Source organism: Salinispora vitiensis (assembly GCF_000378825.1).
Lineage (GTDB): Bacteria > Actinomycetota > Actinomycetes > Mycobacteriales > Micromonosporaceae > Micromonospora > Micromonospora vitiensis.
The window spans coordinates 2678007-2690734 of sequence record NZ_KB900388.1 but is presented as its reverse complement, the minus strand read 5'-3'; the positions used below and the strand labels follow the sequence as shown (position 1 = coordinate 2690734).

Annotated in this window: 11 protein-coding genes; 7 read left to right on the top strand and 4 right to left on the bottom strand. The window is 70.5% G+C overall.

All coding sequences use genetic code 11. The features are described 5' to 3' along the window. Positions 1-68: 68 nt before the first annotated feature. The gene (gene guaA / locus SALPAC2_RS0112435; RefSeq protein WP_018216982.1) at positions 69-1622 is read left to right on the top strand and encodes a glutamine-hydrolyzing GMP synthase; all 1554 of its coding nucleotides are present in this window, start codon (positions 69-71) and stop codon (positions 1620-1622) included. Positions 1623-1629: 7 nt separating this feature from the next. Here the strand turns inward: guaA and SALPAC2_RS0112430 are convergent, their stop codons facing one another. Continuing rightward, entirely contained in the window at positions 1630-1941 is a 312-nt protein-coding gene (locus SALPAC2_RS0112430; RefSeq protein ID WP_018216981.1) for a PspC domain-containing protein, read from the bottom strand. Positions 1942-2085: 144 nt separating this feature from the next. On the opposite strand from SALPAC2_RS0112430, the gene SALPAC2_RS0112425 reads away from it, so the two are divergent. The 3 genes from SALPAC2_RS0112425 to SALPAC2_RS0112415 all read left to right on the top strand — a co-directional run bounded on the left by SALPAC2_RS0112425 (position 2086) and on the right by SALPAC2_RS0112415 (position 5438). Beyond that, positions 2086-3033 (top strand): NUDIX hydrolase, encoded by a 948-nt coding sequence (locus tag SALPAC2_RS0112425; protein ID WP_018216980.1) that lies wholly within the window; start codon positions 2086-2088, stop codon positions 3031-3033. A 103-nt stretch (positions 3034-3136) separates the two neighbouring features. Continuing rightward, positions 3137-4099: an NUDIX hydrolase gene (locus tag SALPAC2_RS0112420; RefSeq protein WP_026184683.1), complete on the top strand. Its 963-nt coding sequence runs from the start codon at positions 3137-3139 to the stop codon at positions 4097-4099. A gap of 436 nt (positions 4100-4535) precedes the next feature. Beyond that, positions 4536-5438, top strand: coding sequence for a CDP-alcohol phosphatidyltransferase family protein (locus SALPAC2_RS0112415; protein WP_026184682.1), 903 nt, complete (start codon positions 4536-4538; stop codon positions 5436-5438). A gap of 79 nt (positions 5439-5517) precedes the next feature. On the opposite strand, the gene SALPAC2_RS0112410 is transcribed toward SALPAC2_RS0112415, so the two are convergent. The 3 genes from SALPAC2_RS0112410 to SALPAC2_RS0112400 all read right to left on the bottom strand — a co-directional run bounded on the left by SALPAC2_RS0112410 (position 5518) and on the right by SALPAC2_RS0112400 (position 8686). Continuing rightward, a complete protein-coding gene (locus SALPAC2_RS0112410) occupies positions 5518-6771 on the bottom strand; it encodes a phosphatidylserine decarboxylase (RefSeq protein WP_018216977.1) in 1254 nt (417 codons plus the stop codon). Between the two features lie 173 nt (positions 6772-6944). Continuing rightward, complete coding sequence (locus SALPAC2_RS0112405) at positions 6945-7214, bottom strand: hypothetical protein (RefSeq protein WP_018216976.1); 270 nt, start codon at positions 7212-7214, stop codon at positions 6945-6947. Further along, complete coding sequence (locus tag SALPAC2_RS0112400; RefSeq protein WP_018216975.1) at positions 7211-8686, bottom strand: PspC domain-containing protein; 1476 nt, start codon at positions 8684-8686, stop codon at positions 7211-7213. The genes SALPAC2_RS0112405 and SALPAC2_RS0112400 overlap by 4 nt, the downstream gene beginning before the upstream one ends. Before the next feature lie 197 nt (positions 8687-8883). Between SALPAC2_RS0112400 and SALPAC2_RS0112395 the strand changes: the two genes are divergently transcribed. The 3 genes from SALPAC2_RS0112395 to SALPAC2_RS0112385 all read left to right on the top strand — a co-directional run bounded on the left by SALPAC2_RS0112395 (position 8884) and on the right by SALPAC2_RS0112385 (position 12678). Continuing rightward, entirely contained in the window at positions 8884-10131 is a 1248-nt protein-coding gene (locus tag SALPAC2_RS0112395) for a sensor histidine kinase (protein ID WP_026184681.1), read from the top strand. Further along, on the top strand, positions 10131-10817 hold the full coding sequence (locus SALPAC2_RS0112390) for a response regulator (RefSeq protein WP_018216973.1): 687 nt from the start codon (positions 10131-10133) through the stop codon (positions 10815-10817). The genes SALPAC2_RS0112395 and SALPAC2_RS0112390 overlap by 1 nt, the downstream gene beginning before the upstream one ends. 241 nt (positions 10818-11058) lie before the next feature. After that, positions 11059-12678: a peptide ABC transporter substrate-binding protein gene (locus tag SALPAC2_RS0112385; protein WP_018216972.1), complete on the top strand. Its 1620-nt coding sequence runs from the start codon at positions 11059-11061 to the stop codon at positions 12676-12678. The last annotated feature ends 50 nt before the right edge of the window (positions 12679-12728 follow it).

The window sequence follows — 12728 nt, the reverse complement described above, 5'->3', positions numbered from 1 at the left end:
GCGGGGCCGCTGCGCCGACTCGGGTCCCGGGTCGGCGTCGGGCGTGTCGGTGGGTAGGCTTTCTGCACATGAGCACCCCGCGCCCTGTCCTGGTGGTGGACTTCGGAGCCCAGTACGCCCAGCTCATCGCACGTCGGGTACGGGAGGCCCGGGTCTACTCGGAGATCGTCCCGCACACGATGTCGGTGGCCGAGATGCTGGCGAAGGACCCGGCAGCGATCATCCTCTCGGGTGGCCCGTCCAGCGTTTACGCGCCCGACGCGCCCGGTATCGACGCCGGGGTGTTCGAGGCCGGGGTGCCGGTCTTCGGCATCTGCTACGGCTTCCAGGCGATGGCGCAGGCACTCGGGGGCACGGTCGCGCAGACCGGCAACCGGGAGTACGGCGGCACGGTGCTGCGCCCGCGGCCGGAGGCCGGGGTGCTGCTGCACGATCTCCCTGATGATCTTCCGGTCTGGATGAGTCACGGTGACTGTGTGACGGAGGCGCCGACCGGCTTCGCGGTGACCGCCGAGTCGGCGGGAGCCCCGGTGGCGGCCTTCGAGGATCGGGCCGGGCGCCGAGCCGGGGTGCAGTTCCATCCGGAGGTCGGGCACACGGCGCACGGCCAGGAGATGCTGACCCGTTTCCTCTACGACATCGCCGGCATCGAGCCCACCTGGACGCCGGAGAACATCATCGACGAGCAGGTGGCCCGGATTCGGGAGCAGGTCGGTACCAAGGAGGTCATCTGCGGTCTCAGCGGCGGCGTTGACTCCGCGGTCGCCGCGGCGCTGGTGCACCGGGCCATCGGCGACCAGTTGACCTGTGTCTTCGTTGACCATGGCCTGCTGCGGGCGGGCGAGGCCGAGCAGGTGGAGAAGGACTACGTCGCCGCCACCGGCATCAAGCTGCGGGTGGTTGACGCGGCGGACCAGTTCCTGACCGCGCTGGCCGGGGTGACCGACCCGGAGCGGAAGCGCAAGATTATTGGCCGGGAGTTCATCCGGACCTTCGAGGCCGCGGCCCGGGACATCGCCGCTCACGGCGACGTGGAGTTCCTGGTGCAGGGCACCCTCTATCCGGATGTGGTGGAGTCCGGCGGCGGTGCGGGCACGGCCAGCATCAAGAGCCATCACAACGTCGGCGGGCTCCCGGAGGATCTCGGATTCTCCCTGGTCGAGCCGCTGCGCACGCTTTTCAAGGATGAGGTTCGCGCCCTCGGCCTCCAGCTGGGCCTGCCGGAGGCGATGGTCTGGCGGCACCCGTTCCCCGGGCCGGGGCTGGCGATCCGGATCATCGGCGCGGTGGACCGGGAGCGGCTCGATGTGCTCCGCCGGGCCGACTTCATCGCCCGGCAGGAGCTCAGCGCTGCTGGCCTGGACCGGGGCGTGTGGCAGTTCCCGGTGGTCCTCCTGGCCGACGTACGCAGCGTGGGTGTGCAGGGAGACGGACGCAGCTACGGGCACCCCGTGGTGCTGCGCCCGGTCTCCAGCGAGGACGCGATGACGGCCGACTGGTCGCGGCTGCCGTACGACCTGATTGCCCGGATCTCCACCCGGATCACCAACGAGGTCGCTGAGGTGAACCGGGTGGCGCTGGATGTCACCAGCAAGCCGCCGGGCACCATCGAGTGGGAGTGAGCCGCGCTCAGCTGACGGGGGGAGCCGGCGGCTGCGGCCCCGACCAGGTGGGGGCGGCGGTCGGCGCCCCGGCTGTCGTCGGGTGCGGCCAGGCCGGCGCAACCGACGGCTCTACCGGCATCAGGAACCACATGACCGGGTACGCGAGCAGCGCGATCCCGCCGGTGAGCAGGCCGGTCACCGCGAAGATGACCCGAATCAGCGTGGGGTCGACGTTTAAGTAGCGGCCGACGCCACTGGCCACTCCGGCGATCATCCGGTCGGTGGTGGGGCGACGGAGCTGTTTGTACGGGGGCTGGGCGGTTCCGGTGCCTGTCATCTCCCCATGGTGCGTCGCCCGACTCTGGCTGACCTCGGTGACTTCCCGGGGCCTTACCCTGATCTGCCCCTCACCCGCGACCCGGGAGTCATGATTCCGACCCTTTTCGACGTCGGTGGCGGGGAACGGGGAGAATTTAGCTCTGTGACCCTCATGCTGGAGCCGCTTCGTAGGATTGCGGCGTACGCGGTTTGTACAAACTCGGTCGGTCAGGTGCTGCTGGTCCGCGCCTCGCAGCGCTCCGGCACCCCCGGCACTTGGTCGCTGCCCGGGGGCGCGGTGGACCACGGCGAGGACCCCTGCGACACAGTTGTGCGGGAGACCGCCGCCGAGACCGGGCTGTCGGTGAGTGTCGCCACCCTCACCGACGTGCTCGCCGACATGCGGGCGTTGCCCGAACGGGGCATCACGATCCACACCGACCGCCTGCTCTACCAGGTGTCGGTGCGGGGCGGGACGCTCGCCGACCGCGCTGACCAGCCCACCGACCTGGCCCGCTGGTTCACCCCTGAGCAGGCCCGCGAGCTGCCCCTGCGCTCGTTCACGGCGCGGGCTCTCGGCCTGCCCACCTCGTCGGCGGACATCGTGCCGGACGAGCCGCCCGAGTTTCCCTCCTTCTACGCGGTCGAGGGGCCGGACGGCCTGCACCGGGCGCAGCGCTTCGCCGCGTACGCCGTCGTCACCGACCCGGACGAGCGGGTCCTGCTAACCCGGGTCTCGGACGGGTACCCGGGTGCCGGTTGTTGGCACCTGCCGGGTGGCGGGACGGACTACGGTGAGCAGCCGGGCGCGGCGCTCATCCGGGAGCTGGTTGAGGAGACCGGGCAGACCGGGCGGTTGGTCGAGCTCCTGGGCGTGGCGAGTCACCGGGACGCCGCCTCGCTCGGTCCGGAGGGTTACCCGATCGACTGGCACGGGGTCCGGGCCTTCTACCGGGTCGTGGTTGACCGCCCCGCCCCGCCCACCGTGATCGACGTCGGTGGGTCCACCTGTGAGGCTCGCTGGTTCGCGAAGGAGGAGCTGGGCGCCCTCCCGGCCGATCGGCTGACCGAGGTGACGGCCGAGGCGGTCCAGGCCGCCCGGCTGACCTGACTGCCCCCAGGCTCCGGCTGGCCTGGTCGCCCCAGCCCGACGTTCCCGCAGCTATCGTCGGTCGCGGCAACTTCTCATCGATTCAGTGCAGGGCGGGGGCAGGGTGCAGGTGCGGCAGATCGCGGCATATGGGGTGCTGCGGGATGAGGGCGGCCAGGTGCTACTCGTACGGGGCGGGGACGGGCGCCCGGATCGGGGTGCCTGGCGGCTGCCGGGTGGCGGCCTTCGACACGCCGAGCATCCCGCGGCCGCGGTCGTCCGCGGGTTCGCCGAGGAGACCGGGTTGGCCGTGACGGTGGCCGGGGTTCGGGCGGCGGTAGCCGATGTGGCCACTGACGCCGCCGGATCCGGGCTGCACACCGACCGGCTGGTGTTCGACGTGACCGCCACGGGTGGCGTACTCCGGTCGGAGCAGGGCGGCGGTGCCAGGCTGGGGTGGTTCCCGCCTGACTCGACGGCGGCGGTGCCCGTGATGCCGTTCACGGCGGAGTTGCTCGACCTGCCGGGCGCGCCCCTGCCTTCGGGGACGTCCCGCGTGCTGCCGTCGGCGCGGACGGCTCCGGCACCGACGAGCTCGGCGGCGACGGCTCCGGCACCGACGGCGCCGGGGTCGACGGCTCCGGGGTCGACTGCTCTGCGGCGCCGATTCGGCGCGTACGGGCTGGTCACCGACCCGGCCGGGCGGGTGCTGCTGACGCTGATCGCGGAGGGCTACCCGGGCGCTGGCAGCTGGCACCTGCCCGGCGGCGGCACCGACTACGGTGAGGCGCCGGAGACAGGGCTGCTGCGCGAGCTGGTGGAGGAGTCCGGTCAGGTCGGACGGGTCGTCAGGTTGATCAGTGTGGATAGCCTCCACCACCCCAGCCGGGTCGGGCCGGAGGGGCGTCCGTTGAACTGGCACACCGTGCGGGCCATCTACACGGTGGTGGTGGAGGAGCCGACCGAGGCGCGGGTGCTGGAGCTGGCTGGTGGGTCGACCGCGCGGGCGAGCTGGTTTGCCGTCGACGAGCTCGGGGGGCTGCGGCTCAGCGATATCGCTGCCCGGATGGTTGCCGAGCTCCGCTGACTGTTTCCTGTCCGGTATTGGCACCGGGTGGGTTGACCCACCGAATATGCGTTCCCCAATTTAGTTGCAATTGGGGCATTCCGGGCGCCGAAGAGTGCTCGTCATGTGGCGCCGCTGGGCTCCGGTACATTTGGGTGCGGGAAGTTAACGGTGTAACGGGCGATGCGATCCGGATTTGGAGTAAGAGGGCGGTACGTGCGGTTTAAGGGAGTTTTAAGTACCGCCGGCAGCTATCGCCAAGCCCCGTTTGCCTGTGCGATGGTGTAGCCCGCAAAACGGCTGCTGGGCCAAGAAGGTCTGGCACGAGACAGCCGGGGGCCCTGCCACTGTGGCGGTGTGCCGATCCGGTGATGGAGGGAACGTGCCGAGAGCCCCCTGGCGCCGGCGTCGTACGACAGACAGTCCACGTCCTGCAGGGCGTCGATGGACAGGCCAGCTGCGGCGCAGCGGCACAATCGCCCGTCAGGTGCTGTGGGTCCGGGCGGGCCGCCAGGACGGTGGCCTCCGTGCCGGGGTTGACCGGCCGCTGGTCGAGCGCCGGTTCCCACGGCGCCGTTACCCGCGGTACGACGCCGCGGTGGAGACGATCGTTCCGGTCACCCCTGCGGTCGCCCCGGCACCGCCAGTGGAGGAAGCGGCGGCGACCCCGGCTCCGCTCCTTCCCGGTGTCCGCACGCCGGCCCGGCAGATGAAATTCGCGCTGGTCAACGGCTGCACCCTCGCCAGCCTCACCCTCGGCATGCTGGCGATCTTCCTGGCCATGCAGGGTGAGGTGCGGCCTGCGGCCCTCTGCCTGATCGCCTGCGTCGCCTTCGACGGTCTCGACGGTGCCCTCGCCCGCCGACTCGGCGTGGCCACGCCGTTTGGCGCCCAGATGGACTCGTTGGCCGACATGTGCTCCTTCGGCCTCGCCGCCCCGGTAGTGGTCTACGCCTCACTGGCTGGCTCGGTGCCCCCGGCCGCCGCCGCGGTGGCCTGTGCGCTCGTCGCGTCCTGCGCCGCGATCCGCCTCGCCCGGTTCAACGTCTCGCCGAAGGACAACCGATTCTTCTGCGGGGTGCCCACCACCATGGCGGCCGCCATGCTGGCCCTGACCGTCGCCATCGGGCTGCCGGTGTCCGGGCTGGTCCTGCTCGGCGGGGTGGCGCTGCTCGCCTGCGCGATGGTCTCCAACTTTCCGTACGCGAAGCTCGCCCGCCTGGTGAAGCTGCCGCCCTGGGTGTGGCTGGCTCCACTGGTCGGCGCGCTGGTCGACCCCCGGCTCACCTTCGCCCTGGTCGTGGTGGGCTACCTGCTCAGCGGTCCGGTGCTCTGGCTGCGGCAGCGCCGTACCGTCTGATTCGGGTTTCACGGGCGGGGCACCGGGGCTTCCCGGCGCCCCCGCCACAGCTCCTTCCGGCGCCCGGCCGACGACGCGGTCAGTGCCAGCGGGCGATGACCGACGACCCGCCGACGACCCGGTCGCCGGGCCCGACCAGTGGCTGCGCCGCATCGGCCGGCAGGTAGACATCGGTGCGTGAGCCGAACCTGATCAGCCCAAACCGCTCGCCTTTGGCCAGCAGCGAACCGATGGGCGCCCGCTGCACGATCCGCCGGGCGATCAATCCCGTACGTTGCGCCACGACCACCGTTCCGTTGGTGGTGTCCAACACCGTGTACGCGGCGACATTGTGTTCCGCATCGGGCTTCATCGCGTTGGCGAAGCCACCCTCGGTCACGAAGTGGTCGACCACCTTGCCCGCCACCGGGGAGCGGTTGATGTGGACGTCGAGCACCGACAGGAACACGGCGATCCGCAGCCACTCGCCGTCGCCGAACCGCTCGTCGGAGAGCCGTTGTACCGAGAGCACCCGGCCATCGGCGGAGGCGACCACCGCGGACGGATCCGCTGGCACCTCCCGCTCCGGGTCCCGGAAGAAGGCGGCGACCGGCGCGGCGGCGAGGGCCGGCAGCAGCCACAGCTTTGAGTTCGGCCGGGCGACCCGGGCCACCGCCGCCAACCCGAGGGCGATCCCGGCGGCGGCCACCCCGTTGCTGTCGATGTGCATCGTGCGGGTCAGCGGCACGCTGGCGGGTCGGTACGCCGGGGCCAGCCCCAGCGCCGCCGCTGCCGTGGCCGGGCTGAAGCGCAGCCGGTGCACCCGCAGCGGTGGGTTGTTGCGCAGCAGCAGGTCACTACCGACGCCGTGCAGCGCGGCCTGGCGGTCCAGTTCGTCGCTCGCGCCCCCGGTGCGCTTGGTGATGGCGGGGGTGGCGACGCTCAACGTGGCCCCGTTGTCGAGGTACTTGCCGAGCCCGTCGAGGGTGGCACGGGTCTCCTCGGCCGTCCCGGTGAGCGGTGCACCGATGATCGCCACCGCTGCGGCCTCGGCGTCGGCCAGCGCGTCAACAACTCGGACCCGCTCGGCCACCCAGGGGCCCTGGGCGGCTACGTGCGCGCGCAGCATCTCGGCGTCCGACCACCCGGCCGGTACGACGGTGAGCGTGTCACCGGGCAACAGCGCCTCGATCGCCGCGGTGAGTACCGGGGACTCCAGGCTGGCGTCAACCAGCAGGGCAGCCTTCGGCTCGTTGATCCGGGCGAGTTCCGAGACGAGGACACGGGCGGCGCGCTCGCCGACGCGGACCGGACCGGAGCGGCCGGTAGGAAGCACGGCGGGGGACTGGGTCATGTCGGACAAGCTCCTGACGGGTCGGGACGACGGGGTTGGTGAGATCGGCGCGATCGGCGTCGGGTCACTCGGCGTCGCCCGCGGGCGGTTGGCCGGGTCGAACTGGCGGGTGCGCGGCGGGGCGGGCGCCACCGGCCAGCATATGCCCCGAGTCGATCGACCCGGCGTCGCGCTCAGCGCCGGTCCCCCTCGGTGGGCCCAGGTTCCGGCGTCGCACCGGTTGGTGGCACCTCCGCCTCCGGAGCGGTCGGGCTGCCAGACCGGGCCGCGCGAAGCGCCCCGACCAGCCCCAGTACGCCGATCAGTAGCAGCGCTCCGGCCAGGAACCAGCCCACCGCGGGGAGCGTGAATTCGAGTAACCGGGCGACCAGCCACCAGACGGCCAGGAGAAGGAAGAGTAGTCCGAAGATCAGCGACACCAAGTCGGTGCGGTGAGGCTTCACCGGGTCACCTCCAGCTTGCCGACGTCAACGTGAACGAAGAGGCGCAGCGTCCCGCCACCGGGGCCGTCCGCCCCCAGGTCGGTGCTTTCGCGGTGCGAACCGGCGGAGCCGCTGCGCTTGGCGACGCTCTGGTCGAAGACGACCGCGTCGCCGACGGTGACGGTCGCGGTGACGGTGGCGTCAACGTCCGGGGGCAGGATCACGGTGGCCGTCCCGGCGGTGACCGCCACCGTGGTCTCGCTGCGTTCTCCGGTGAAATCCACCGAGCGCAGGTCGAGTAGCGAGTTGCCGGCGAGGTTCTCGTACCGGCTCGCGAGCTCAGCGTGGCTGGCAGGCGCCCAGGTCACCGCTTGGTTCACCGCTCGGAACCGGTCGGACTCGGCCACGGTGGCCACCCCCAGTGCGGCGGCGGTGATCAGGCCGAGCGCGATGAGCCAGCGGGCCCGGCCGAACCAGGCGCCGACGAGTAGGCCGAGGCCGATGGTGGCCAGGACGGCCGCGAAGTACGCGGACGCGCCGAGGGCGGGTACACCGGCCAGGTCGAGGAGGGTCAGCAACCCGAGGACGAGGAAGACCAGCGAGAAGGTCACCCCACCGAGCGCGGACCGTTCCCGCGGTCGTTTCCGCTGCCGTCGCGGGGTCGGCGGCGGGGCCGGCGAGGCGTACGGCCCATGCGGGGCGAACGGCAGGCGGACGCCGCCAGGTGCAGCCTCGGGCACCGTCGGTGCTGCCGGCGGCGGTGCCCAGCTCGGTCCGGCGGGCGGCGGTGCCGAGGTCGGCCAGGTCGGCGGCGGTGTCCAGGTCGGTCCGGCGGGCGGCGGTGCCGAGGTCGGCCAGGTCGGCGGCGGTGCCCAGCTCGGTCCGGCGGGCGGCGGTGCCGAGGCCGGCCAGGTCGGCGACGGTGGGACGTCCGAGCCGGATCGGCCCGAACGTTCGCGGTTGAGTAGCAGCGCCCCGCTGATCAGGATCGCCGCGCCGAGCAGCACGGCCCGGAACGCGTCGGTGACGATGAAGGCGAAGCTGACCGCCACCAGGATGCCGAGCACGATCACGGTGACCGGGGACATGCTGGAGCGTCCCCGACCCAGCATCGACTCGACCGGTGAGGCGGTGTCCCCCTCGCCCGGGATGATCAGCCAGGCGGAGACGTACACCAGGATGCCGATGCCGCCGAAGAAGCCGAGCACCGCGAGTAGCACCCGCCAGAGCACCGGGTCGGTGTTCGTCGCCCGGCCGATCGCCGCGCAGACGCCAGCCAGATAGCGGCCGTCGTGCGGACGGACCAGCCCGAACCGCGAGGTGAAGCCGCTGCTCCCGGGCGGTGGGGTGGACGGATCCCCGGGTGGGCCCCCGGGCGGCGGCGGGGTGGGCGGATCCCCGGGTGGGCCCCCGGGCGGCGGCGGTTCACCAGTCGGTGCCGCGGGTGGTGGCGTCGCCCCGGCTGGCTGGTGGCGGGCGGCTTCCTCGGTCATGACCTCGATCCTGCTCCCTCGTCGCCTCGCCGGCCTCCGGCGGAGACCCTGACCGCACCCTGAGATCAGGGCAGCGGGATCTCCGGGACGCCCCCGTGGTCGAGTGCTCACCTGGCGTGTGACGATCGGAGCCAGCGGCGCGTGCCGCTCGTCGGCGAGACCCGCCGCGACTAGCTAGGGAGCCCCCGATCAGTGTCGTGACAAACTCCCCGCGTCTCTATCGCGCCCGCGAGCACCGGATCGCTGCTGGCGTGGCGGCGGGGATCGCCGGGCACCTTCGCATTCCGGTGCTCTGGGTCCGGGTCGCGTTCCTGGTGTTGCTCGGCTTCAACGGCCTCGGGTTGCTGCTGTACGCGGCCTTCTGGGCGGTGGTGCCGCTGCGGCCGGGGGACACCGCCACCCCGCCCCGTCGTGACGTGGCTCAGCTGCTGCCGTTTGTGGCGATCGGCCTGGGGATACTGATCTTCCAGGTGATCTTCTTTGATTCGGTGGGTGCGACCGGTGTGGCCGGCACCGCCGGCTGGCTGATCACGATCATCGCGGTCGGGGCTGGGCTGATCTGGCACCAGTCCGCACCGCAGCGGCGACGGCAGTGGGACGGGACGCTGCAGGTGCCCTGGCTTAGCGCGGTGGTGGAGGAGAGCGACCGGCGGGCGTTCGTGCTTCGCTTCATCGGCGGCGGAATCCTGGTCGCGGTGGGATTGATCGGGGTTGCGGCGGTGTACTCCCCGACGCAGAACTTCGACGCGGTGCTCAACGGCGTGATTTTTGCCCTGGTCGGTCTGGCGGGGGTCGGGGTGGTGGCCGCGCCGGTGCTCTGGCGAACCTGGAACCAGCTCCGGTCGGAGCGGGAGGGGCGGATCCGGGAGCAGGAGCGGGCCGAACTGGCTGCCATGGTGCATGACCAGGTGCTGCACACCCTCGCGTTGATCCAACGTAACGCCAGCGACGGCAAGATGGTGACGCGGTTGGCCCGGGGGCAGGAACGCTCGCTGCGTAACTGGCTCTACCGGCCGACCGCCTCGCCGACGGAGCGCTTCGCGGCCGCGCTGGAGCTGGTGGCGGCCGAGGTGGAGGACACGTACGCACTCACGGTGGAGACGGTGGTCGTCGGTGACCGGGAGACCGACGAGCGGGTCGGCGCGTTGGTGGCCGCAGCCCGTGAGGCGTTGGTGAACGCGGCCCGGCATGCCGGGGTGCAGACCATCTCGCTCTACGCCGAGGTCGAACCGGAGCAGGTCAGTGTCTTCGTCCGGGATCGGGGGAGGGGCTTCGATCCGGCTACGGTGGAGGAACACCGGCACGGCGTCCGGGGCTCGATTATCGGCCGGATGAAGCGACACGGTGGCCGGGCGGAGATTCGCTCCGAGCCCGGGGAAGGGACCGAGATCCGGTTGATCCTGCCGATCTCCCGTGACGGGTCCACGGCGGAGAGGAGTAGGTGATGGCGGACCAGACGCTGGACTCAGCGGTGGAGGTGGGGGTGGCAGCGCGGCGGCTGCGGGTCTTCCTCGTTGACGATCACGCGATGTTTCGGGCCGGAGTCCGCGCCGAGTTGGGTGCGCACGTCGATGTGGTGGGCGAGGCGAGCACGGTGGGGGAGGCGATCAGTCGGATCGCCGCTACCGAGCCTGATGTGGTGCTGCTTGATGTGCACATGCCGGAGGGGGGCGGCCGGGCGGTGCTCGAGGCCATCCGGCGTACGCACCCGCGCGTGCGGTTCCTCGCGCTCAGCGTCTCGGACGCGGCCGAGGACGTGATCGGGCTGATCCGCGCTGGCGCCCGGGGCTATGTCACCAAGACGATCTCACCGGACGAGTTGGCGGCGGCGGTCCGCCGGGTCGCCGAGGACGACGCCGTCTTCAGTCCCCGGCTGGCCGGTTTCGTACTGGACGCCTTCGCCGCCCGGTCGGACGTGCCGGTCTCGGACCCCGAGCTGGACCAGTTGACCAACCGGGAACGGGAGGTGCTGCGTCTACTAGCCCGGGGGTACGCGTACAAGGAGATCGCCCGGGAGCTGTATATCTCGATCAAAACGGTTGAGACGCACGTGTCGAACGTCCTCCGCAAGCTCCAGATGTCCAGCCGCTACGAGTTGTCGCGTTGGGCAGCGGATCGGCGGCTCGTCTGAGTCGCCAACTGGCTGTTACGACGGGTTGCTCAACGTGACGGAACTGGCTTCTGTCGATGCTATTTTCCCGGCTATTACCACGCTTGCCCGTAGTCGATGAATCCACCTATGGGTGGATGTACACACCGTCCCGGCCGGGTATCGGGTTGATAACACGCCTTCCCGCTAGCGCGCGTCTGGTGTCACAGTGGCAGGCACCTCACACCCCCTCGTGAGCTGAGCGCCCTGAGGAGGCACTCCCATGCGCGGGAAATTCCTGAAGGTGGCGGTCGCGGCGACCGCCACCGCTATGTTGGCCACCGCCTGTGGCAGCGGCTCGAGCGATGCCGGCGACGCCGGCGGCACGCTTCGGGTATATGCGTCCGAGCCGGCGTACCTGCTGCCGTCGAATGGCAATGACCAGCCGTCGCTTTTTGTGATTCGTCAGCTCTACCGTGGTCTGGTCAAGTACAACGCCGAGACCGGTGATCCAGAGATGGATCTGGCCGAGTCGATCGAATCGGACGACCAGAAGCTCTGGACGATCAAGCTGAAGGACGGCTACACCTTCGACAACGGTGAGCCGGTCGACGCCGACGCCTTCATCCGGTCGTGGAACTTCGCCGCCTACGCGCCGAACGCCCAGAACAACGGCTCCTTCATGAAGCGGATCGCCGGTATCGACGCGGTCCAGCCGGAGGACCCGGACGGCGAAGGCCCGAAGGAGGCCCCGGAGCCGACCGCCGAGACGCTGTCCGGCCTGAAGAAGGTCGACGACCTGACCTTCACCGTCGAGCTCGGCGAGCCGTTCACCGGCTTCCCGATCGTGGTCGGCTACCCGGGCTTCTCTCCGATGGCCCAGGCCTGCCTGGACGACACGGACGCCTGTAACGAGACCCCGATCGGCAACGGTCCTTACAAGATCGACGGTAGCTGGAAGCGCGACGTCGAGATCAACCTGGTCAAGAGCGACAGCTGGAATGGCGAGCCGGGCAAGCCCGGTGCGATCAACTACCGGATCTTCGCCGACGAGAACTCGGCCTACTCCGCCTTCCAGGCCGGCGAGCTGGACGTGATGTACACGATCCCGGCGGCGCGCTTCGACGAGGCCAAGGCCAGCTACGGCGACCGGCTGTACGAGCAGGCGAGCGGCAGCCTCAACTACGTCGGCCTGCCGCTGTACGACGAGGCCTTCAAGGACAAGCGGATCCGCCAGGCGATCTCCATGGCGATCGACCGGGAGTCCATCGCCGAAGCCGTCTTCGACGGCCGGTGGACTCCGGCCACCGGCTTCGTCGCGCCGACCTTCCAGGGTGCTCGCGAGGGTGCTTGCACCTACTGCAAGAAGGACGTCGAGGCGGCCAAGAAGCTGCTCGAGGAAGCCGGCGGCTGGCCGGAGGGCAAGAAACTGACCCTGTGGGCCAACGCGGGTGCTGGCCACGACGCCTGGCTGCAGGCGGTCGGCGACCAGGTCAAGTCCGCGCTGGGCATCGACTACGAACTGAAGGTCAACCTGCAGTTCGCCGAGTACCTGGACAAGGCTGACCAGCGGGAGTTCGACGGCCCGTTCCGGCTCGGCTGGGGCCCGGACTACCCGTACCTGGAGACCTACCTGACTCCGGTCTACGGCACCGGCGCCAAGAGCAACAACACCACCTTCAGCAACGCTGAGTTCGACGACCTGCTGAAGCAGGGTGACTCCGCTCCGAACACGGAGGCGGCCATCAGCTTCTACCAGCAGGCCGAGGACGTCCTGGCCGAGGAGATGCCGGTCATCCCGATGTTCTGGCGTAAGGAAGCGGCGATCTACAGCGAAAACGTCGACAACTTCGTCTGGAACAAGGTCGCGGACGCCGACTACGGTGCGACCTCGCTGAAGTAGAACTGAGCTTCGGCAATCTGATCCCGCCGTAACCAGGATGTGGCGGCAAC

Coding starts and splice junctions, on each gene's coding strand:
- guaA (WP_018216982.1), top strand. CDS start 69: ATGAGCACCCCGCGCCCTGTCCTGGTGGTGGACTTCGGAGCCCAGTAC.
- SALPAC2_RS0112430 (WP_018216981.1), bottom strand. CDS start 1,941: ATGACAGGCACCGGAACCGCCCAGCCCCCGTACAAACAGCTCCGTCGC.
- SALPAC2_RS0112410 (WP_018216977.1), bottom strand. CDS start 6,771: ATGACCCAGTCCCCCGCCGTGCTTCCTACCGGCCGCTCCGGTCCGGTC.
- SALPAC2_RS0112400 (WP_018216975.1), bottom strand. CDS start 8,686: ATGACCGAGGAAGCCGCCCGCCACCAGCCAGCCGGGGCGACGCCACCA.
- SALPAC2_RS0112390 (WP_018216973.1), top strand. CDS start 10,131: ATGGCGGACCAGACGCTGGACTCAGCGGTGGAGGTGGGGGTGGCAGCG.
- SALPAC2_RS0112385 (WP_018216972.1), top strand. CDS start 11,059: ATGCGCGGGAAATTCCTGAAGGTGGCGGTCGCGGCGACCGCCACCGCT.